An 18,910-nucleotide genomic window follows, 5' to 3' on the forward strand; every position below is an offset into this window, starting at 1 on the left:
CAGCAGTGATATAAAGGTCGCCGTGCACGCCTTCGACGTGCTGGGCGATCCGGTCCGGCGCCGCATCCTGGAGCTGCTCGCCGACGGCGAGCAGACCGCTGGCGCGGTCAGCGCGGTGATCCGCGACGAGTTCGGCATCTCCCAGCCCGCCGTCTCGCAGCACCTCAAGGTGCTGCGGGACAACGGCTTCGCCACCGTCCGGCCGGAGGGCACCCGACGGCTGTACGCAGTCGACCCGCGCCCCCTGCGTGAGGTCGACGGCTGGCTGGAGCATTTCCGCAGATTCTGGACTCCGCCCCTGGCGGCACTCGCCACCGAACTGGCCCGGGGCCGACGTGCGCGTCGGCTCGACGGGCCACCTGACGAGAGGCATCTATCATGATCGACGCGACCGAGCAGATCAACGCCGTCCAACGCACGGTCGGCAGCCGCACCCTGGAGGCCGGAGAGGCCCGGGTGTCCACGATCAGCCAGACCTACCACGCGACGCTCGACGATCTCTGGGATGCCTGCACCAACGCCGAGCGCATCCCACGCTGGTTCCTGCCGATCAGCGGCGACCTGCGGCTGCACGGGCGTTACCAGCTCCAGGGCAACGCGGGCGGCACCGTCGAGAGCTGCGAGCCGCCGCACCGCTTCACCGCCACCTGGGAGATGGGCGGCGAGGTGAGCTGGATCGAGGTGCGGCTCACGCCCGTCGACGCCGAGCGGACCCGCTTCGAGCTGGACCACATCGCCCACGTCGACCAGGACCGCTGGGCGCAGTTCGGGCCGGGCGCTGTCGGCGTCGGCTGGGAGCTGGGGCTCCTCGGTCTCGCCTCGTACCTGGCCGGCGACGGCAGCGGCGTCCGGCCGGAGGACAGCGCCGAGTGGAGCGCCTCCGAGGAGGGGAAGCAGTTCATGGCGCGCAGCAGCGAGGGATGGCGGGACGCCAGCATCGCCGCCGGCACCAGCCCCGACGAGGCAACGGCTGCGGCCAACCGCACCACCGCCTTCTACACCGGCGCACCCGACCCCTCCTCGTCGATCTAGGGGAAATCGTCACCAGCTGATCTCCGGTCACGACGATCCTCCCTAGATCGACGGGGTAGCGTGCTGCCGCATGACTGGTACGCCGTATTCGCACTGCTCTTTCTGCGGGGTTGCCTACCCGGCGGGGGTTGGGTGGCCTCGGGTCTGTGGGGCCTGCGGTCGGACCGTCTGGCGTAACCCCTTGCCCGTCGCGGTGGCGCTGCTGCCGGTCCGCAGCGCCGACGGCCTGGGCGTGGTGGTGATCCGCCGGGACATCGAGCCGGCCCGCGGGCTGCTCGCGCTGCCCGGCGGCTTCATCGAGTACGGCGAGGAGTGGTCCGAAGCGCTGGTCCGCGAGCTGCGGGAGGAGACCGGGCTGGTCGCGGCCGCCGAGGACGCGCGGCTGTTCGCGGTGCACGGCGCCCCGGCAGGCGGCACGATGATGGTCTTCGGGGTGCTGCCCGAGCGGCCCATCGAGGAGTTGCCGCCGTCGACGCCGACCGACGAGACGACCGAATGGCTGGTGCTCACCGACCCCGTCGAGCTGGCATTCTCCACCCACACCCGGGTACTCGCCGACTTCCTGACCCCCGGCCGCCGTTGACACCGAGGCCGGTGGTGCACGACCGTCGTTGTGGTGGAATAGGGCAGCGTTCTGGCGGCCCGCTGCACGCCGTCGGCTGGTGCCATGACCCATAACCGATGCCTCAACTCGACACCCACAACCTTTGTCACCGCAAAAGTCCGGGCGATCGTCGCGCTAGCCTCACCAGCATGACGCGTTACCTTGTCGTGCCCGGTCGAGGAGTGCCCTACCCCGACCACTGGTCGCGCGGCTGGGTCAGGGACATCCCGAAGTACCAGTGGGCGCCCGAACCGCCCGGGCCACCGTACGTCGCCGCCGAACGGGTCGCCGCGCTACACGCTGCCATAAGCGCCGACAGTGAGCCGGCGATCCTCGTGGCGCACAGTGCGGGATGCCTGACCGTCGCCGTCTGGGCCAGCCAGCACGTCGGCCCTGTCCGTGCCGCCCTGCTGGTCACACCGCCGTACCTGAATCCAGACTGGACTCCCGACCCTCACGAGAGCGTCGATGTCTTCATCGACCATGTGCCACGCGAGCGACTGCCCTTCCGCTCGATCCTGGTCGCCAGTCACAACGACCCGATCACCTCGTTCGAGCAATTCGAAGCGTACGCGCGAGACTGGGGCTCGGAACTGTTCGACGCGGGCGCGGTCGGGCACCTGGACTCCAAGACCGGGTTCGGCCCGTGGCCCGACGGCCAGCGCCTGGTCCGATCGTTGACCCAGCCCGTACAACCATAAGATCGCCGACGCAGCTGCGCGCGTGGCACCGAGGACGTTGCGAAGGACATGGACGGCCACAAGTGTGGCGGATCAACTGATCCGTCAGAGGCCGGACCCTGCTCCAACGTGACCGGATACCTAGGCAACCTGGAGTTGGTACGTCGCAGCGACGTGGAAGCCGTGCCCGTCCGTGCCGGCAAAGGCCACCGTATGGGGTCCCGGGGCGAGCGGGTCCACACGAGCCCAGATGCCCCACACCCGCATGGGTACCCGGCGCCGACGGCGGGTGACCGGATTCAGGAAAGCGCCCCGGACGTCGAACAGCTCGGCCACGTCGATCGTGTTGACCGGATGCGGCACCTGGTCGACGTGTGCCTCGCCGGTCGCCGCAGGCAGCGGTGGAATGTACGTACCGTCCGGGCACCACATGTTGAAGGCCGGGAAGAACAGCGGGCGCCCTGCGGGCACGGTGCACCGGCGTTCGACATTTCCACCGAAGCAGCCAGCCAGGAACCACACGTCGTCGGGCTGACGGCGGTGCGCATGCCGGCCGGTCGGGTCCAGGATGGGGTTGCGGAACGGCCCGATCGCGGCAGCCCACTGCACCCACCGGGCCGCCAACCCCTCCGGGCTGTCTGGCTCGTACGGGAAGATCGACACGGCGCAGATGCTAGCTGTGTGCGACGGGTTGCGCTGCCCGCCCCCTCACCCAAGGGCGGGACGGACGTGCTCCCCTCGCGGATCGAGACGAGACGAGAGGGCGGCGGAATCTGTGCGCAGCACGAACGCGCAGGGTGTGTCCCCGCAGGGCGGGCATCGACGTACTCGGAAATTGCCGGACGCCTTCGACGGCACGAGACGTGGTCGCGAACATCTCCCTGCTGCGTCAACTACAACTGGCCGCCGTACCGCCACGCGGACATGGACGCGACGCTCGGCTCTGGGCCGACCACCGCCGTGCAACCCACCCGAACTGCCGCGACTGAACTTCCTAACGGTCGGCCAAGGCGGAATTTCAACGTGCCCGCAACCACCTGCACACCGCCCGGAGGGCCGGTTAAGCGCGGTCTCGCGGGGCCCAGCCAAGCGTCAGTGGGGCACCGCGTCGTTGGTGCCCGCGAGGTAGCCCGCCGCCTGGAGGTCGAACAGTTCGCGGTAGAGCCCGCCGGCCGCCATCAGCTCGTCGTGGGTGCCGGTCTGGACCAGCCGGCCCTGATCCATCACGAAGATCCGGTCGGCGTGCCGGACGTTGGCCAGCCGGTGGGTGATCAGCACGACCGCCCGGTCGGGTCGGCGGCGCAGGTGCTGGAACAGGGCGTGTTCGGCGCGGGCGTCCAGGGCGGCCGAGGGCTCGTCACAGATCAGCAGGGCGGCGTCGCGGTAGAGGCCGCGAGCGGCGACGAGGCGCTGCCACTGCCCACCGGACAGCTCGTGGCCGTCCTTGAACTCCCGGTCGAGCAGGGTGTCGTAGCCGTGCGGCAGGCCGTCGATCATCTCGTGGGCGGCGGCTGCCCGTGCCGCCTCCTGCACGCTGGGGCCGGGGCGTTCCGGCGGTCGGTCGTGCCGGCCCACGCGGATGTTCTGCCCAGCGGTGAAGGGGAACTTCCAGTACTCCTGCGTCATGACGGCCACCTGCGCGCCGACCGTACGCGGGTCCAGCTTGGCGACGTCGACACCGTCCCACCGGATCACGCCGCCGGTCGGCTGGTAGAGCCCCGCGATCAGCTTGGCCAGGGTGGTCTTGCCGGAGCCGTTCTCGCCGACCAGCGCGATCACCTCACCCTGCCGGATGGTCAGGCTGACCTGGTCAACCGCCGGCGCGTCGGTGTCCGGGTACCGCAGGCTCACCGCGTCCAGCTCGATCACGTCGACGCTCTCGGCCGCCCGGTCGCCACCGACCGGCACCCGGGCCTGCGCGCGGTCCAGGAAGTCGCGGTAGTCCTGGTAGTAGAGCGCGTCCTCGTACAACGAGTTCGTGGCGATGACCGCCAGGCCGAGGCTGTTGCGCGCGGACTGGAGGGCGAGCAGGGCGGTGGCCGCCGCGGCGAGGGCGACCATCCCGCCCAGCAGCAGACCGCCGAGGACCGCGTACACGCCGAAGGTGGCCAGTCCCGCGATGGCCGCGCCCACCACCCGGGTGCCCATCTGTGAGCGGACGAGCCGCAACTGGGCCCGGGTCTCGACGGCCATCACCCCCCGGTACTCGGCGAGCAGGAAGTCGCGCATCTGGTAGGCGCGGACCTCGGCGGCGGTGTGCCGGTTGGCCATCAGGTGGGCGAGCATCCACATCCGCCGTCGCCGGGTGATCCGGGCCAGCATCGCCAGGTACTCCCGGCGGGCCATCCGCACCGCGGTGACCGCCTGCGGCACCGCCGCGAGCAGCAGGCAGGGCAGCAGCAGCGGCTGGATGACGGTCACCGCGACGGCGGTGGCGAGCATGCCGACCACGCCGGTGACCAGGTTGACGGTGTGGTCGACGATCCACGCCGCCTCGACCATCCCCCGGTCACGCACCCGGTCCATCTCCTCGGCGAACCCGGCGTCGTCGAACGCGGCCAGGTCCACCGCCGTGGTGGTCTCGAAGAGCCGCAGCTCCACCGCGTAGTTGATCTGCGGCGTCAGCCGGGCCTGAGCCCAGCCGGCGGCGATCGTCAGGCCGCCGCGCGCCGACACCGCCGCCGCGGCCACGATCAGCGCCGGCAGAGCCGAGCGGACCCGGTCCGGGGTGGGACCAGCGGCGAACAGCTCGCGCAGCACGCTGGTCGTGGCGAGCAGGCCGAACGTGGTCATCACCCCGGCGGCGACGTTCAGGCCGATCGAGGCGACGGTGTCCCGGCGGTTGGTGTCCCAGGCCAGCGCGATCGCCTCGCGGACCAGCCGGGGCAGGCGGCGGGCCACCGCCCAGAAACTGGTGTGCGCGAACGCCTTCGCGTGGTGCATCCAGGCGGCGTCCTCCAGCTCGGGCAGCATGATGCCGGGAGGCGGCTCGGCCGGCTGGTCATCGTCGTGAGAGGTGGTGCGCTGGCGGGCCATCGACTCCACGGATCCTCCTCGGGGGATCAGAGACGCCGCCCGAGACTACTGCGCGCAACCAGTCGATGTCTTTAGGTAATCGGCGCGTCGCACGGGTGTGTCAAGAAGCCGTGGCCTGGAGTTCCTGCGGGTGCGTGACCGGCTCCGACCCAGCCCGCCGGATCGGGGAGAACAGCCCCGCGATCGCGACCAGCACGCAGCCGATCCCGGCGACCAGGGTTACCCGGGTGACGCCGTACTGGGCGGTGGCCCAGGTCAGCGCGGCGGCGCCGAACGGCCCGAGCGAGAAGTGCGTGCTCCAGAACGCCGAGGTCACCCGCCCCAGCAGATGGTCCGGGGTGATCTCCTGGCGCAGCGACATGGAGCAGATCCCAGCGACGCTGACCGCGCCCAGATACAGGCCGGCCAGCGCCGCGACGGCGGGCACGGTCCCGACCAGGCCGATGCCCATGATGGCGAGACCGCAGATCAGGTGCGCCCCGACCCAGGTGGCACCGAAGCCCCGCCGACGGCGCAGCGGCGCCACCAGCAGCGCACCGGCGACCGTGCCGACCGCGGCCAGCCCGAGCACCGTGCCGACGGTGCCGTCGGAGCCACCGAGGTGGTGCTTGATGTGGTAGATGAGCACGTCGGTGAAGCCGAACGTCAGGAAGATGAAGACCGACAGCAGCACGGTCAGCGTGCGGAGCACCGGCTGGTGCCAGATGAACCGGATCCCGGCCAGGAACTCGGCCAGCGGCTTCGCCCGCCCCACCGTGCCGTCCGCCGATGGCGGGGCGGCTTCGGCGGGTCGGAGCCGGACCAGCCAGAGGCCGGCGGCCGACAGCGCGAAGCTCGCCGCGTTGATGGCGATGGCCGCCGTCGGCCCGAAGCGGCCCGACACCACACCGGCGAGCAGTGGCCCGGCCACGGCCGCCGCCGCGAACGTCGCCTGCAACCGCCCGTTGGCCTCGGTGATCCGCTCGCGGTCCACCAGATTGCGGACGGCCGTCACGGCGGCGACCTGGAACACCATGCCGACGGCCTCGCAGATCGGCAGGACGACGAACAGCAACCACAACTGCGGGCCGGCGAGCCAGACCAGCGGAATGAGGCCGTACAGCACCAGCCGGATCAGGTCCGCGGCGATCATCAGGGTGCGCCGGTCGTACCGGTCGACCAGGACCCCACCGAACACGCCCGCGCCGACCGACGCGGCGCCGGCCACCGCGGTGAGCAGGCCCATCTGCGCGACCGAACCGGTCGCATGCAGCACGAGCAACGGCAACGCGATGTACGCGAACGAGTCACCGATGGCGGACAGCGACTGGGCGGCCCAGTACGTGCCAAAGTTGCGGTCGACCGCTGATCCCTTGCGCATCGGTCAGGCGGTGACCGGCAGCAGCACCCGGAACGTGGTCCGGCCGGGCTCGGTCTCCACCCGGATGTCGCCGTGGTGCTTGTGCACCACGATCCGGTACGAGATGTCCAGCCCCAGGCCGGTGCCGGCGCCGACCGGTTTGGTGGTGAAGAACGGCTCGAAGATGCGCGGACGCACCTCCGGCGCGATGCCCGGGCCGGTGTCGGTGATCTCCACCGCCAGCAGGTCGCCGACGCGGCCGGTGCGGACGGTCAGCACGCCCTTCTCCCCCATCGCGCCCAGCGCGTTGTCGATCAGGTTCGTCCACACCTGGTTCAGCTCGGCGGCGTACGCCGGAACCGGTGGGAGGCCGCGGTCGTACTCGCGGACGAGCTTGACCTCGGCGGGGATCTTCGCCTTGAACATCACCAGCGTGGCGTCGAGCAGGTCGTGCACGTCCACCACCTGGTGCGGGGCGCGGTCGAGCTGGGAGTACTGCTTGGCGGCGCCGACCAGGCCGGAGATCCGGGTCACCGCGTCGCCGATCTCGCGCATCAGTAGCTCCGTGTCGACGGTGTAGGTGAGCCAGCGCACCGCCGCCTCCAGATCCGCCGGCCCGACCGCCGCCTTCACCTCGCCCAGCCACGCCGCGTCCAGCCCGCCGCCGACCAGGATCGGCGCCAGATCCCAAGCGCCGCCCACCCCGTGCTCCTCCAGCCAGTCGGTGAGCGTGTCCTCGGCGTCGGCGGTGGCCATCGGGGTCAGCTTCGGCGCGGTCGCCACCCGGGCCACCGCCTCCTCCTGCAACGCCACCAGACCGTGCAGCGCGCGGCCGTCCAGCCGGCCGTCGGCGATCATCGCGAGCTTGTGCCGCATCCCGGCGACCCGGTCCCGCAGCACCGAGGTGGCCCGCACCGCCGCCGCGGCCGGGTTGTTCAGCTCGTGGGTCAGACCGGCCGAGAGTGAGCCGAGGGCCAGCAGCCGCTCCCGCTCACCGACGATGGTCTGACTGTCCCGCATCCCGAAGAACAACCCCTCCAGCAGGTGCATCGGCATCGGGAACCACGACCGCAGGGCGTACGCGAAGTCCTCCGCCGGCAGCACGAAGAACTCCGAGTCGGTGACCGCCCGCAGGGTGTTCCGGTACACCTGATCGACCTGATCACCCAGGTACGCCTGAGTGGCACCTCCGTACACACCACGCTGATCGGTCCGGCTGACCTCGACGTCGTCCCCCCGCACCTGCCGGCTCAACGCCACCGCACCCCGCAGCAGCACGAAGAAGCAGGTGGCGGCCTCGCCCTCGCCGTAGACCAGCGTGTCGCCGGGGCGCTGCTCGACCCGGCCGTGCTCGGCCAGCCAGTCGAGCTGCTCGTCGTCGAGGGCCTCGAACAGGAACAGGGTGCGCAGGTGCGCCGGCGTCAGCCGATCCGCCTCGGTGGTCACTGGGTCTCCTCTGTTCGCGACTGCGGGGCTCGCAGGCCCGGCTCACTCCTCGCGCTCACTGGGCCTCCTCTGTTCGCGACTGCGGGGCTCGCAGGCCCGGCTCACTCCTCGCGCTCACTGGGCCTCCAGATAACGGTGCACCAGCGACACGGCCATGGCGCCCTCACCGACAGCCGAGGCGACCCGTTTGACCGATTCGGCCCGTACGTCCCCGGCGGCGAACACGCCGGGCAGGCTCGTCTCCAGGTGGTACGGGTCGCGCGACAGCGGCCAGCGAGCCGGCCGCCGCCCACCGCTGACGAGATCCGGGCCGGTGACGATGAAGCCACGGCCGTCGCGGACCAGCACCCCGTCCAGCCAGTCGGTCCGGGGCTCGGCGCCGATGAAGATGAACAGCCACGACGTGTCCACCGACCGGGCCTCGCCGGTGCGGGTGTCGCACAGACTGAGCCGTTGCAGGTGGTCCTGCCCGGACCCGCCGACCACGGCGGTGTGCGGGTGCACGATGATCCGGTCGATCCGTTCCAGCTGGTCGATCAGGTAACGCGACATCGAGGCCGTCAGGTCCGCGCCCCGGATCAACAGGTGCACCCGGGCCGCGTACCGGGAGAAGTGCACAGCGGCCTGACCGGCCGAGTTGGCCCCGCCGACGATGTAGACGTCCTGGTCGACGCAGCTCGGCGCCTCGGTGGCGGTGGAGCCGTAGAACACGCCCCGCCCGGTGAAGTCGGCCAACCCGGGGGCGTCGAGCACCCGGTAGGACACCCCGGTGGCCAGCACCACGGTGTGCGCGGCGATCTCGGTGCCGTCGCCGAAGCGCAGCAGCCGGGCGTTTCCGGCCTCGGTCAGGCCGACCACCTCCCGGGCGCTGAGCAGCTCGGCGCCGAACTTCACCGCCTGCCGCCGGGCCCGATCAGTCAGCTGCGCGCCGGAGACGCCGTCCGGGAAGCCCAGGTAGTTCTCGATCCGGCTGCTCTGCCCGGCCTGCCCGCCGGTCGCCCGACGCTCGACCAGCACGGTCCGCAGCCCCTCCGACGCGCCGTACACCGCCGAGCCCAGGCCAGCGGGGCCACCGCCGATCACCACGAGGTCGTAGAAGTCGGTCGCCGGCACGACGGTCAGCCCGGCCAGCCCCGCCAGTTCGGCCTCGTTCGGAGCGATCAGCGCCTTACCCTCGGCCGTCACCACGAGCGGCACGTCGGCCTCGGTGGCCCCGGCCGCGTCGAGCAGCCGCGCGCCCTCCGGGTCGTCTGCCAACAACCAGCGGTACGGCACCAGGTTACGGGCCAGGAAGTCGCGGACCTTGAACGACGGCGCGGACCAGCGGTGCCCCACCACCCGGATCTCGGTGCTCGCCGCGTCCGGGGTGAGCGCCCACGCCTCGAGCAGACCGTCCACCACCGGGTACAGCTTCTCCTCCGGCGGGTGCCAGGGCTTGAGCAGGTAGTGGTCCAGGTCGACCACGTTGATCGCCTCGATCGCGGCGTCGGTGTCCGCGTACGCGGTGAGCAGCACCCGGCGGGCGGCCGGGAAGATGTCCATGGCGGCCTCCAGGAACTCGACCCCGGTCATCTCCGGCATCCGGTGGTCGGCCAGCAGCAGCGCCACCTGTTCCCCGCGCAGCTTCACCTCCCGCAACGCGTCCAGCGCCTCCGGCCCCGAGGAGGCCCGCAACACCCGGAAACGCTCTCCGTAGTGGCGACGGATGTCCCGGGCCACCGCCCGGGAGACCACCGGGTCGTCATCGACGGTCAGGATCACCGGGTTCGCCATGGCGCCCATGTAACCACCCGCGCCGAGGACCACACCAGGCGGCGCAGGCCGCAGGGTTGATCGGGCCTGGAGAGGGTAAGCCGGGTCGCCGCGCGGTAGGCCGTACACCGACCCGCCTGGCTGCCGCGTACACCTCGGGGGGCCCATGCCGGACGCGACGCCGACCGGACCGACGACGTCGGACCGGGTCGTGGAGCTGCGGGTGCACGGCGTCTCCGGGGCGGGGGCGGACCAGGTGCTGGACCGGCCGCACGTGCAGCAGGTCGCCGGGGATCGGAGCGGCGGCTTCTACCGCCCGCGGGCCGGCTACCCGGGCACCACTGGGCCGGGCGGGGTGACGCTGGAGGCGTACCGCTGGAGCGACCTACCGTCCGGCACGGTGCTGCGGACGCTGTCACTGGTGTTCCTGCTGCCGTTCATGCTCTGCAACGTGGCGCTCTGGATGCGCCCGGCGAGCCGTGTCTCGAAGCACAGCATCGTCGCGCTGTGCCGGGTGCTCGCGCTCACCCTCACCATCCTCTACGTGCTCTCCATCGTCGGGGTGGCGCTTGACCTGATCGCCTGGCGGTGCATGGGCACCTCGTCCTGCCTTGCCGGGAGGACCTGGCTGTCCTGGCTCGGCGGGCGCCCGGTCGGGCTGCGGCTCGGCGTGCTGTCGCTGGTGCCGATCGCCGCCATCGGAGTCGTCTGGTGGCTGGGCGCGCGCCCCGGCCACTCGTTCGACGCGTTCCGGACCCCGGTGCCGGAGACTTCGGTGCACCGGTTGAGCGCGGTCGGCCAGTGGGACGCGGCACCGATGGTGGGCCGGCTGCGTTCGGTACACGTCGCGGCCGCGTTCGCCACCCTGGACGGCAGTCTGCTGGCGGCCCGGGCCAGCGACGGCGCCTCCCCGGTGATGGTGGCGCTGCTGGCGGCCACCGGGGCGGTGCTGCTCGCCTGTGTGGTGCTGCTCTGCGCGGCGACGGTCATCGACGGACCCGGCCCGGCGCCCCGGGTCGACGGGCTCACCCGCGGCCTGCGCACGATCAGCTGCGGCCTGACCATCCTGGTGATCGTGCACATCGTCCGGAGTCCGGTGCCCTGGGGGCGGAGCAAGGTGCTGCCCGGCTACGGGGCGATCGTGGCCTGGCTGTTCGTCAGCCAGACCGTGCTGCTGGTCGTGCTCGCCGCTCTGGTGATCTGGCAGCGGAGCAGGCCGCGGCCGGGTGCGCCGCTGCGCGCGCTGGGCTCGCCGGTCTTCGTCACGATCGCCGCCGGGCTCGCCGTGGCGTTCTCCGCCGAGCTGGTCTACCGGATGTCGGACCTGCTCGACCGCAACGGGGACACCACGGACGGGCTGGAGACCAGCCCGCCGCTGGCGTACAAATGGGCGATCTTCGGGTTCTTCCTAGCGATCGTGACCGCGCTGCTGGTCGCGGGCCTGGTCACGGTGCTGACCCGGCGCGAACGCCGGCGGGCGGCGGCGGCGATCGTCGCCACCGACTTCCCGGACGCGCCACCGGAGGCCGCCGACCGACTGCTCCAGGTCGAGCAGGCGATCGCGCGGGCCTGGTTCACCGAGCGTCTGCAGCCGCTCACCATCGTCTACGCCGGGCTGGCCGCGCTCGGCCTGGCCACCAGCGTGCTCGGCCTGATGCACCTCTATCCCGGCAACGTGATCCAACGCTTCGTCGGGGTGCCCGCCGACCTGGTCAACTTCCTGATCGGGGTGGGCAGCTACGTGATCGCCGCGGTGGTGGTCGCGCTGGTGATCGGCGGCATCTTCGCGTACCGGACGGCGCAGTTTCGCCGGTACGTGGGCGTGCTGTGGGATCTGGGCACCTTCTGGCCCCGGGCCGCGCACCCATTCGCCCCACCCTGCTACGCCGAGCGGGCCGTGCCGGAGCTGACCAAACGGATCACCTACCTGGTGGAGCAGGGCGCGGGAGTGCTGCTGACCGGGCACAGCCACGGCTCGGTGCTGCTCGCCGCCACCTTGCTGCAACTACCGTCCCGGATCACCGACCGGGTCGCCCTGCTGACGTACGGGTCACCGCTGAGCCGGCTCTACGGGCGGCTGTTCCCCGCGTACGTCGACGACGGCGTGCTGCGGGAGATCGGCGAGCGGGTGGGCTGGCGCTGGGTGAACCTGTGGCGGGACACCGATCCGATCGGCGGTTGGATCTTCGAACCGCACCGGCCCGGAGACACCGAGACGCTGACCGGCCCAGCGGCGGCCGTGGACCGCCGGTTGAAGGACCCGCACGACGTGGTGCCGCCGCCCAGCGACAGCGTGCCGCCACCGATTCTCGGTCACTGGCCGTGCGAGCCGGAGGAGACGTTCGTGGAATCGGTCCGGGACCTGGCCGATCGGCTGCGTACCGACCGGCCGCGGCAGCGCTGACCGGCGGCCGGCTATCGTCGGCCGGTGACTCCGTCCAAGCAGCCCGAGCGCCGGCTGATCGCCTCGAACAAGAAGGCCCGGCACGAATACACCGTGCTGCGCACGTACGAGGCGGGCATCGTCCTGGTCGGCACCGAGGTGAAGTCGCTACGCGAGGGGCGCGCCTCGCTGGTGGACGCGTTCGCCCACGAGCGCGACGGCGAGATCATGCTGTACGGCCTGCACATCGCCGAGTACACGTACGGCACCTGGACCAACCACGCCCCCCGGCGCACCCGCAAGCTGCTGCTGCACCGGTCGGAGATCAAGCGGATCCTCGAAACGGTCCGCGAGGGTGGGCTGACCATGGTCCCCCTGTCGATGTACTTCGACAACGGCTATGCCAAGGTCGAGCTGGCCGTGGCCCGGGGCAAGCGCACCTACGACAAGCGGCAGACGATGGCCGAGCGGGACGCCAACCGGGAAATCGCCCGCGAGTTGGGCCGGCACCTCAAGGGCCACCCCCGCCGCCCCTGACCGCCGGCCGCTGCCCCCGATCGGCCGCCGCCCTGTTATCGCCTGCCGCCCCGTGATCGCCTGCCGCCCCGTGATCGCCTGCCGCCCCGTGATCGCCTGCCGCCCCGTGTTCGCCTGCCGCCCCGTGATCCACACGGCGTCGGCGATGTCGCGGTGACCCGCACCGGGTGATACCGCGATGTCAGCGATCCCGGGTCGACCACGACCAGCGTGGCCGATCCGGCGCCTCGCCAGGGGTTTGGCCAGGGGTCTCGGCGCGGCGACACCCCGGACATCGTTGACGTCACCCGGACGGCGTGGTGTGCTCGATCGGCACCGTTAATGACAACGGTAATCATTAGCTGGAAGCGGAGGAGAACCATGTCGCTCACCGTCCCGCCCGCCCTGCTCGATGCCGCCGAACGCGGCCCCGTCGACGACGACGCCTTCATCGCCTGCGTCCGAGATTCACTGCCGTACGCCTGGGCCACCGTCAGCCGCGTGGTGGCCGAACTCGAGGCAGGGGACGACGACCTGGCCGACAACGTCGTCCCGCCGCCCACCGACGCCGACCGGGGGCAGCTGCTCCGGGCACTGGCGAGCGACGCGATCCGCGCCGGCCTGGAACGGCACTTCGGGGTACGGCTGGCCTTCCAGAACTGCCATCGGGTCGCCGCGTTCCGGCCGACGGCCGTCGACGGGGAGCGCTACCGCAGATTCGTGTCGACCCGGGGCCAACTGCTCAACCAGTCCCCCGAATTGCGCAACTGCTGAGCCGTACGCGTCAGGCGGGCCCGCAGCAAACGAGGGTCGCCCGACGTGACGCGCACCGCCCGACGTGGTGCGTCCCAAGATCCGCGCAGTTTCGGGGAAGCTGCTGCCTGCGACCGTGTCGAGGCAGCAGTTTCCTCGAAGTTGTGCGGATCTCGGCGGGGGTGCCGAGGCTGGACGACTGCCGGGGCTGCGGTCGCGGCACCCCAGGCGTGCGGATACGGGGGCGGTGCAGGAGACGTGGGGGCTGCGGCCCAACCGCGCCCTGATCACTGCGTCGTGAGCAGTTGCCCACGAGCACTGACAACTGCTCACGACACAATGATCAGGGGGAGCGACGCTCATCGTCCGGCGTAGCTGGCCGTCGGCGGGCATAGCCAACGGCCAGCTGGCCGAGCCGCAGTGGCTCTCGCCAGCTGGCCGAGCCGCAGTGGCTCTCGGCGCCGCTGGCCGAGCCGCAGTGGCTCTCGGCGCCGCTGGCCGAGCCGCAGTGGCTCTCGGCGCCGCTGGCCGAGCCGCAGTGGCAGCCGCAGTGGTTTTCGACCAGCCTGCGGACCCGGAGCTCGTCAACCCCGGGATCCGTCGAGCGCGCGGCTCCCGATCGCGGGCACGCGGGGCGCCCGCGTCGGCCGGGAGCGAGCCGCCGGTCAGCCGGCGAGCAGGTCGGCGTGCGCGGCACGCAGCCGGAGCAGCGCCGGGTCGCCGCCCGGGGTGACCCGGCGCTCCAACTCGGCCCACGCCTCGGCGAGTGCCGTGCGGACGGCACCCAGCTCCGCGGCGTGCCGCTGACTGCTGCGCCGGTGCTGCTCCTCGAGGCGCCGGGCCCAGCCGGCGGTGACCGTGGCGAGCCGGTCGGCGTCGGCGCGGGCCTGCGCACCACTGCGGGCAGCGGCGGCCGGAACGATCGCGGCGACCGGGCGCGGGTCGCCGTCGCGGGTGACGACGGTGACCGAGTCGGTCAGCTCGGCCAGCGCGACGAGCTGGCTGAAGCGGGTGCGCGCCTCACGCAGCGGCACGGTGCGCGGCGAGTCGGAATGCGGGGTGAGCGCGGGGACGGCCATGGATGCATGGTGCCGCCCGGGTACGACAGAACCGTCGTCAGTGGACGGCGTGCTGCGGTCGCGCCGGCCCGGCCAGCCACTCGTCGGCGAGCACCGCCCAGATCTCCTGGTCGAGTCGACCCCGCGGGCTCGGGGCGAGTTGGCGGAGGGTGCCCTCGTGGCGCAGCCCGAGTCGACGGGCGAGCGCGATGCTGCGGGTGTTGTCGGCGGTGGTGCGCCACTCCACCCGGTGGATGCCGCGCTCGCGTACCGCCCAGTCGACGATCCGGCGGATCGCTGGCGCCACCATGCCCCGCCCCTCCGCCGCAGGCTCCAGCCAGCAGCCCACCTCGCAGACGCCCGAGGCCACGTCGAAGGAGACGAACATGACCCCACCGACCAGCGTGCCGCGCCACCACAGCCCCCAGATGCCGCCGCTGTCGCTGGCCCACCGATCGGCGTAGCGCCGGAGCACCGCGCGGGCGGACGGCAGGTCGGTGGCGACGAAGGACGGCCCCACCCAGGGCGCGATGTGCTCCCGGGCCCGGTCGAGGTGGGCGAGGAACTCCTCGGCGCGCCACGGGTCCAGCGGGCGCAGCTCGACCTCCTCGGTCAGCGGCAGGGCAAACATCGGGCCTCCACGGGGGTGTCGCTCGAACGTCGAGTGCAGGCTCGCACAGGCCGGCCCGGGCCGGCGCGCCGCCTCTGTCGCGGTCAGGCCGGCACGTGGGCACGCAGTACGGCGAACTGGGCCACGGTGAGGTACGAGGGGTTGGCCGCCTGCGGCTGACGGAACACCTCCAGGGCGGCGAGCCGGTCGTCCGCGCGCAACCGCTGCCGGGGCACCCGGTCCCGCTCGGCGAGAATGCGCAGGTCCAGCGGCACCGACCAGGGTTGGCCCGGCGGCCCCGGCTCGGCCGCCCCGGTCACCTGGCCGATCCCCCACACCCCGTACGGCAGCCGAGCGCGGCTGCCGCTGGCCCAGAAGACCACCGGCTGCCCGGTGCGCATCAACCGCGCCCGGTATCCGGGGCGTACGCACCAGCTGGTCACGTGGGGATCCCGGGCGAAACGAGCGGTCAGGTCGACCAGGTCAGCGTTGCCCTTGATCAGCCAGGCACCCAGGTCATCGAGGCGCACCCGTGGCTCGGTCATCTGCCCATCCTGCCCGGCCGGCCGCTGTCCCGCTCAAATGATCAGGTGGGTCCAGTAGCTGAGCCAGAGCACGAACAGCGCGCCCTGCACCAGGGCGAGGGCTGCGGTCAGCCACACGTCGACGCTGGCGCGGCGTGCCCAGCGAGCCAGCGCCAGGGCCACCGGGAACGCGGCGAGCAGGTAGCGCAGCAGGCTCTTGTAGACCGCTGGGCCCATCGACAGCGGCACCAGCACCATGAGGACGCCGTAGACGAGATAGGGAACCTCGCGGCGGCGGAGACCGGCTGCGAGCACGGCGAGCACAGCCACGGCGAACCAGACCCGGGCGGCGTCCTGGGGTTCCCCGGCCAACCCGCCCAGCAGCACCGGCACCGGGTTCTGCACCTCGATCCCCCACCCGGCCCGCTGGGCGTGCTGGTACGCGAACCAGTCCCCACCCCGCCACCGGCAGAACGCCATGAAGGTGAACCAGCCCGCGGGCAACAGCAGCAACGGCCAGCCGATGCGTAGATAACCGAGCAGGGCGCGGGAGCCGAGCCGCCAGTCGTGCTGGCGGAGCAGCACCAGGGCCAGCGGCAACGCAACGAGCAGGCCGAGCGACCGACTCATCGCCAGGAAGTAGCCCAGCACGCCGACCAGCAGCCACCGGCGCCGCTCGGCGTAGTAGAACGCGGCCAGCGCGAGGCAGACGAAGAGCGACTCGGTCAGCGCGGCCTGGAACAGGAACGCGGTCGGCAGCAGCACCAGGTAGCGGGTGAACCGGCGGGCCGCGTCCGGGTCACCGAGCAGCAACACGGCCAGCTGGTGGCCGTACCAGAGCGCTAGCAGGAACGCGATGTTGCTGATCACCAGCAGGGCCAGGGCGTTGTCGCCGCCGAGCAGCGCGCCGACCGGCCGGGCCAGAAACGGATAGAGCAGTGGAAAGCCGAAGTCCGCCCACGGCCCGGTCAGCGGCAGCTCGCTCAGCCGCAGGTAGAGCAGGGCGTCCCAGGCGAACCAGAAGGAGATCCAACGGTGCCCGGAGACCTCGCGCTGCTGCGCCCACATCGCCGCCTCGTCCGGCGGAGGCGCGCCGGGGACCCCGTCCCAAGCGTGCAGGACCAGTAGCCCGACCAGGGTCAGCAGCAGCTTCGCGCCGACGAAGAGGCCGAGCAGGTAGGGCCAGGGTGCCGGCAGCCGGCCGGCCAACCGCGCTCCGGCCCGGGCCGCCCCGTTGAGCCGGGAGGCCAGCGCGGTCGAACGCCCCCGGCCGCTCCGCCACCGGTGCATCCGCCCGCTCCCCCGGTCAGCTCGACCCACCCGTCGCGCGGGGCGCCGCCTCTCCGTTGTACGCCGTCGCGCGCCCCGCCGAAGCGGAAACGGCCAGGACCGGTGCCGACGAACGGGTGAGGTCCGCCGCGGAACGGGTACGCGCGGCGCCTCGACCACAGCGGTGAGCAGGGAGCGCAGCGGCATGAGCGAGCAGCACGGCACGGTGGTCATCGGTGCGGGGCCGGCGGGTCTCACCGCGGCGTACGAGCTGCTGCGGTACGGCCTGCCCGTCCGGGTGTTCGAGGCCGACGACGTGGTCGGCGGCATCAGCCGGACCGTGGAGCGCGACGGGTGGCGGTTCGACATCGGCGGGCACCGGTTCTTCACCAAGGTGCCCCGGGTGGAGGCGTTCTGGCACGAGATCCTGCCGGACGAGGATTTCCTGAGCCGGCCCCGGATGAGCCGGATCTTCTACCGGGGCGCGCTGTTCAACTATCCGCTCAACGCGGGGAACGCGCTGCGCAACCTGGGGCTGCCGGAGGCTCTCCGCTGCCTGGGCTCGTACGCCCGGGCCCGGTTGCGTCCACCGCGGGACCAGTCGCATTTCGAGGGCTGGGTGTCCGCCCGGTTCGGGTGGCGGCTGTATTCGATCTTCTTCAAGACGTACACCGAGAAGGTCTGGGGGATGCCGGCCGACCGGCTGCAGGCAGACTGGGCCGCGCAGCGCATCAAGGACCTGTCGCTGGCCAAGGCGATCCGCAACGCGGTGCTGCCGCGACGGTTCCGCGCGGACGTGACCAGCCTGATCGAGCGGTTCCAGTATCCGAAGTACGGGCCGGGAATGATGTGGGAGCGCTGCGCCGAGCAGGTGCGCCACCGTGGCGGGGAGCTGTCGACCGGCACCTGGGTCACCGCGGTGCACCGCGACCCGCTGCGGCGGCGAGCGGTCAGCGTGACCGTCAACGGCGCGGGCGGGCAGCGTACCGAACCGGCCAACCACGTGATCTCGTCGATGCCGATCTCGCAACTGGTGGCCGCGCTGCGCCCGGCGGCGCCGCCGGAGGTGCTGGCCTGTGCCGCCGACCTGCGCTACCGCGACTTCCTGACGGTCGCGCTGGTGGTGCCGTCCAGGTACTCGTTCCCGGACAACTGGATCTACGTGCATGATCCGGGGGTACGGGTGGGCCGGATCCAGAACTTTGGCTCCTGGTCGCCGTACCTGGTCAAGGACGGCCGTACCTGCCTGGGCATGGAGTACTTCGTCTTCGAGCACGACGAGCTGTGGCGTACCCCGGACGCCGATCTGGTGGCGCTGGCCACCGCGGAGCTGGAGCGGTTGGGGCTGGTCCGGCCCGGCGCGGTGGAGGCCGGCTACGTGGTGCGGATGCCAAAGGCATACCCGGTGTACGACGAGCACTACCAGCACAACGTGGACGTGATCCGAGCCTGGCTGACCGAGGAGGTGCCGAATGTGCACCCGGTGGGGCGCAACGGGATGCACCGCTACAACAACCAGGACCACTCCATGGTGACCGCGATGCTCACCGCGGAGAACATCGCCACCGGCAGCGAGCACGATGTCTGGTCGGTCAACGTGGAGCAGGACTACCACGAGCAGGCGACCGGCAGCGCCGGCCGACGGGGCACCGGTCGGGACGCTCCGGTGCTGCCGAGTCGGATCACCACGGCGCCGATCACCGCACCCAAGGGTGTCCGGGCCGCTGGCGACGGCGACCGGCCCGCGCAGGTGCCGCTCGCCTGAACGGCACCGGACGGAGCCCCGGACGATCAGGGCAGGAAAACGCTTACCTCCATGCTATTGACGCTCGTCACTGGCTGTCAGTACCGTGATTCGGGCACTGAGAAAGCGCTTTCCGAGCCCTCACCGTCCAACAGGGAGCGCCC

The 18,910-nt window shown here is 71.8% G+C and carries 17 protein-coding genes; 8 read left to right on the forward strand and 9 right to left on the reverse strand.

Features of this window, described 5'->3' with window-relative positions:
* The first annotated feature begins 22 nt into the window (after window positions 1-22).
* The 4 genes from V6V47_RS07140 (at window position 23) to V6V47_RS07155 (ending at window position 2,337) form a co-directional block, all read left to right on the forward strand.
* Window positions 23-382 carry an ArsR/SmtB family transcription factor gene (locus tag V6V47_RS07140; protein ID WP_334627240.1) on the forward strand — a complete coding sequence of 120 codons (360 nt, stop codon included), beginning with the start codon at window positions 23-25 and terminating at the stop codon, window positions 380-382.
* Window positions 379-1,032: an SRPBCC family protein gene (locus V6V47_RS07145; protein ID WP_334627241.1), complete on the forward strand. Its 654-nt coding sequence runs from the start codon at window positions 379-381 to the stop codon at window positions 1,030-1,032. Before V6V47_RS07140 ends, V6V47_RS07145 begins: the two co-directional genes overlap by 4 nt.
* A gap of 181 nt (window positions 1,033-1,213) precedes the next feature.
* Window positions 1,214-1,615 carry an NUDIX domain-containing protein gene (locus V6V47_RS07150; protein ID WP_442934199.1) on the forward strand — a complete coding sequence of 134 codons (402 nt, stop codon included), beginning with the start codon at window positions 1,214-1,216 and terminating at the stop codon, window positions 1,613-1,615.
* A 170-nt stretch (window positions 1,616-1,785) separates the two neighbouring features.
* On the forward strand, window positions 1,786-2,337 hold the full coding sequence (locus V6V47_RS07155; RefSeq protein WP_334627244.1) for an RBBP9/YdeN family alpha/beta hydrolase: 552 nt from the start codon (window positions 1,786-1,788) through the stop codon (window positions 2,335-2,337).
* 120 nt (window positions 2,338-2,457) lie between these two features.
* Here the strand turns inward: V6V47_RS07155 and V6V47_RS07160 are convergent, their stop codons facing one another.
* The 5 genes from V6V47_RS07160 to V6V47_RS07180 form a co-directional block, all read right to left on the reverse strand.
* Window positions 2,458-2,979: a hypothetical protein gene (locus V6V47_RS07160; RefSeq protein WP_334627246.1), complete on the reverse strand. Its 522-nt coding sequence runs from the start codon at window positions 2,977-2,979 to the stop codon at window positions 2,458-2,460.
* 429 nt (window positions 2,980-3,408) lie between these two features.
* Window positions 3,409-5,352, reverse strand: a complete 1,944-nt coding sequence (locus V6V47_RS07165) for an ABC transporter ATP-binding protein (RefSeq protein WP_442934201.1) — start codon at window positions 5,350-5,352, stop codon at window positions 3,409-3,411.
* A 100-nt stretch (window positions 5,353-5,452) separates the two neighbouring features.
* Window positions 5,453-6,712 carry an MFS transporter gene (locus V6V47_RS07170; RefSeq protein WP_334627247.1) on the reverse strand — a complete coding sequence of 420 codons (1,260 nt, stop codon included), beginning with the start codon at window positions 6,710-6,712 and terminating at the stop codon, window positions 5,453-5,455.
* Between the two features lie 3 nt (window positions 6,713-6,715).
* Window positions 6,716-8,137, reverse strand: coding sequence for an ATP-binding protein (locus V6V47_RS07175; RefSeq protein WP_334627248.1), 1,422 nt, complete (start codon window positions 8,135-8,137; stop codon window positions 6,716-6,718).
* Window positions 8,138-8,251: 114 nt separating this feature from the next.
* The gene (locus tag V6V47_RS07180; protein WP_334627249.1) at window positions 8,252-9,919 is read right to left on the reverse strand and encodes an FAD-dependent oxidoreductase; all 1,668 of its coding nucleotides are present in this window, start codon (window positions 9,917-9,919) and stop codon (window positions 8,252-8,254) included.
* Window positions 9,920-10,055: 136 nt separating this feature from the next.
* Here V6V47_RS07180 and V6V47_RS07185 point away from each other — a divergent pair, with 136 nt between their 5' ends.
* The 3 genes from V6V47_RS07185 to V6V47_RS07195 all read left to right on the forward strand — a co-directional run bounded on the left by V6V47_RS07185 (window position 10,056) and on the right by V6V47_RS07195 (window position 13,562).
* Complete coding sequence (locus V6V47_RS07185; protein WP_334627250.1) at window positions 10,056-12,293, forward strand: hypothetical protein; 2,238 nt, start codon at window positions 10,056-10,058, stop codon at window positions 12,291-12,293.
* Between the two features lie 24 nt (window positions 12,294-12,317).
* The gene (smpB, locus tag V6V47_RS07190; RefSeq protein WP_334627252.1) at window positions 12,318-12,809 is read left to right on the forward strand and encodes an SsrA-binding protein SmpB; all 492 of its coding nucleotides are present in this window, start codon (window positions 12,318-12,320) and stop codon (window positions 12,807-12,809) included.
* Between the two features lie 360 nt (window positions 12,810-13,169).
* Entirely contained in the window at window positions 13,170-13,562 is a 393-nt protein-coding gene (locus V6V47_RS07195; protein WP_334627254.1) for an SCO5389 family protein, read from the forward strand.
* 644 nt (window positions 13,563-14,206) lie between these two features.
* On the opposite strand, the gene V6V47_RS07200 is transcribed toward V6V47_RS07195, so the two are convergent.
* The 4 genes from V6V47_RS07200 to V6V47_RS07215 all read right to left on the reverse strand — a co-directional run bounded on the left by V6V47_RS07200 (window position 14,207) and on the right by V6V47_RS07215 (window position 17,023).
* Window positions 14,207-14,620 (reverse strand): type II toxin-antitoxin system Phd/YefM family antitoxin, encoded by a 414-nt coding sequence (locus V6V47_RS07200; protein ID WP_334627256.1) that lies wholly within the window; start codon window positions 14,618-14,620, stop codon window positions 14,207-14,209.
* Window positions 14,621-14,657: 37 nt separating this feature from the next.
* A complete protein-coding gene (locus V6V47_RS07205; protein ID WP_334627257.1) occupies window positions 14,658-15,230 on the reverse strand; it encodes a GNAT family N-acetyltransferase in 573 nt (190 codons plus the stop codon).
* Between the two features lie 83 nt (window positions 15,231-15,313).
* Window positions 15,314-15,754: a hypothetical protein gene (locus V6V47_RS07210; protein ID WP_334627258.1), complete on the reverse strand. Its 441-nt coding sequence runs from the start codon at window positions 15,752-15,754 to the stop codon at window positions 15,314-15,316.
* A 33-nt stretch (window positions 15,755-15,787) separates the two neighbouring features.
* Window positions 15,788-17,023, reverse strand: coding sequence for a hypothetical protein (locus V6V47_RS07215; protein ID WP_334627259.1), 1,236 nt, complete (start codon window positions 17,021-17,023; stop codon window positions 15,788-15,790).
* 184 nt (window positions 17,024-17,207) lie between these two features.
* On the opposite strand from V6V47_RS07215, the gene V6V47_RS07220 reads away from it, so the two are divergent.
* The gene (locus V6V47_RS07220) at window positions 17,208-18,767 is read left to right on the forward strand and encodes an NAD(P)/FAD-dependent oxidoreductase (RefSeq protein WP_334627261.1); all 1,560 of its coding nucleotides are present in this window, start codon (window positions 17,208-17,210) and stop codon (window positions 18,765-18,767) included.
* Window positions 18,768-18,910 lie beyond the last annotated feature (143 nt).

This window comes from Micromonospora sp. CPCC 205539 (assembly GCF_036906815.1).
Taxonomy (GTDB): domain Bacteria; phylum Actinomycetota; class Actinomycetes; order Mycobacteriales; family Micromonosporaceae; genus Micromonospora.

Excerpts from the sequence above, each read along its gene's own strand:
- V6V47_RS07200 (WP_334627256.1), bottom strand. The coding sequence starts at position 14,620 with ATGGCCGTCCCCGCGCTCACCCCGCATTCCGACTCGCCGCGCACCGTG.
- V6V47_RS07165 (WP_442934201.1), bottom strand. The coding sequence starts at position 5,352 with ATGGCCCGCCAGCGCACCACCTCTCACGACGATGACCAGCCGGCCGAG.
- V6V47_RS07170 (WP_334627247.1), bottom strand. The coding sequence starts at position 6,712 with ATGCGCAAGGGATCAGCGGTCGACCGCAACTTTGGCACGTACTGGGCC.
- V6V47_RS07180 (WP_334627249.1), bottom strand. The coding sequence starts at position 9,919 with ATGGGCGCCATGGCGAACCCGGTGATCCTGACCGTCGATGACGACCCG.
- V6V47_RS07195 (WP_334627254.1), top strand. The coding sequence starts at position 13,170 with ATGTCGCTCACCGTCCCGCCCGCCCTGCTCGATGCCGCCGAACGCGGC.
- V6V47_RS07210 (WP_334627258.1), bottom strand. The coding sequence starts at position 15,754 with ATGACCGAGCCACGGGTGCGCCTCGATGACCTGGGTGCCTGGCTGATC.
- V6V47_RS07215 (WP_334627259.1), bottom strand. The coding sequence starts at position 17,023 with ATGCACCGGTGGCGGAGCGGCCGGGGGCGTTCGACCGCGCTGGCCTCC.
- V6V47_RS07185 (WP_334627250.1), top strand. The coding sequence starts at position 10,056 with ATGCCGGACGCGACGCCGACCGGACCGACGACGTCGGACCGGGTCGTG.
- V6V47_RS07155 (WP_334627244.1), top strand. The coding sequence starts at position 1,786 with ATGACGCGTTACCTTGTCGTGCCCGGTCGAGGAGTGCCCTACCCCGAC.
- V6V47_RS07205 (WP_334627257.1), bottom strand. The coding sequence starts at position 15,230 with ATGTTTGCCCTGCCGCTGACCGAGGAGGTCGAGCTGCGCCCGCTGGAC.
- V6V47_RS07220 (WP_334627261.1), top strand. The coding sequence starts at position 17,208 with ATGAGCGAGCAGCACGGCACGGTGGTCATCGGTGCGGGGCCGGCGGGT.
- V6V47_RS07145 (WP_334627241.1), top strand. The coding sequence starts at position 379 with ATGATCGACGCGACCGAGCAGATCAACGCCGTCCAACGCACGGTCGGC.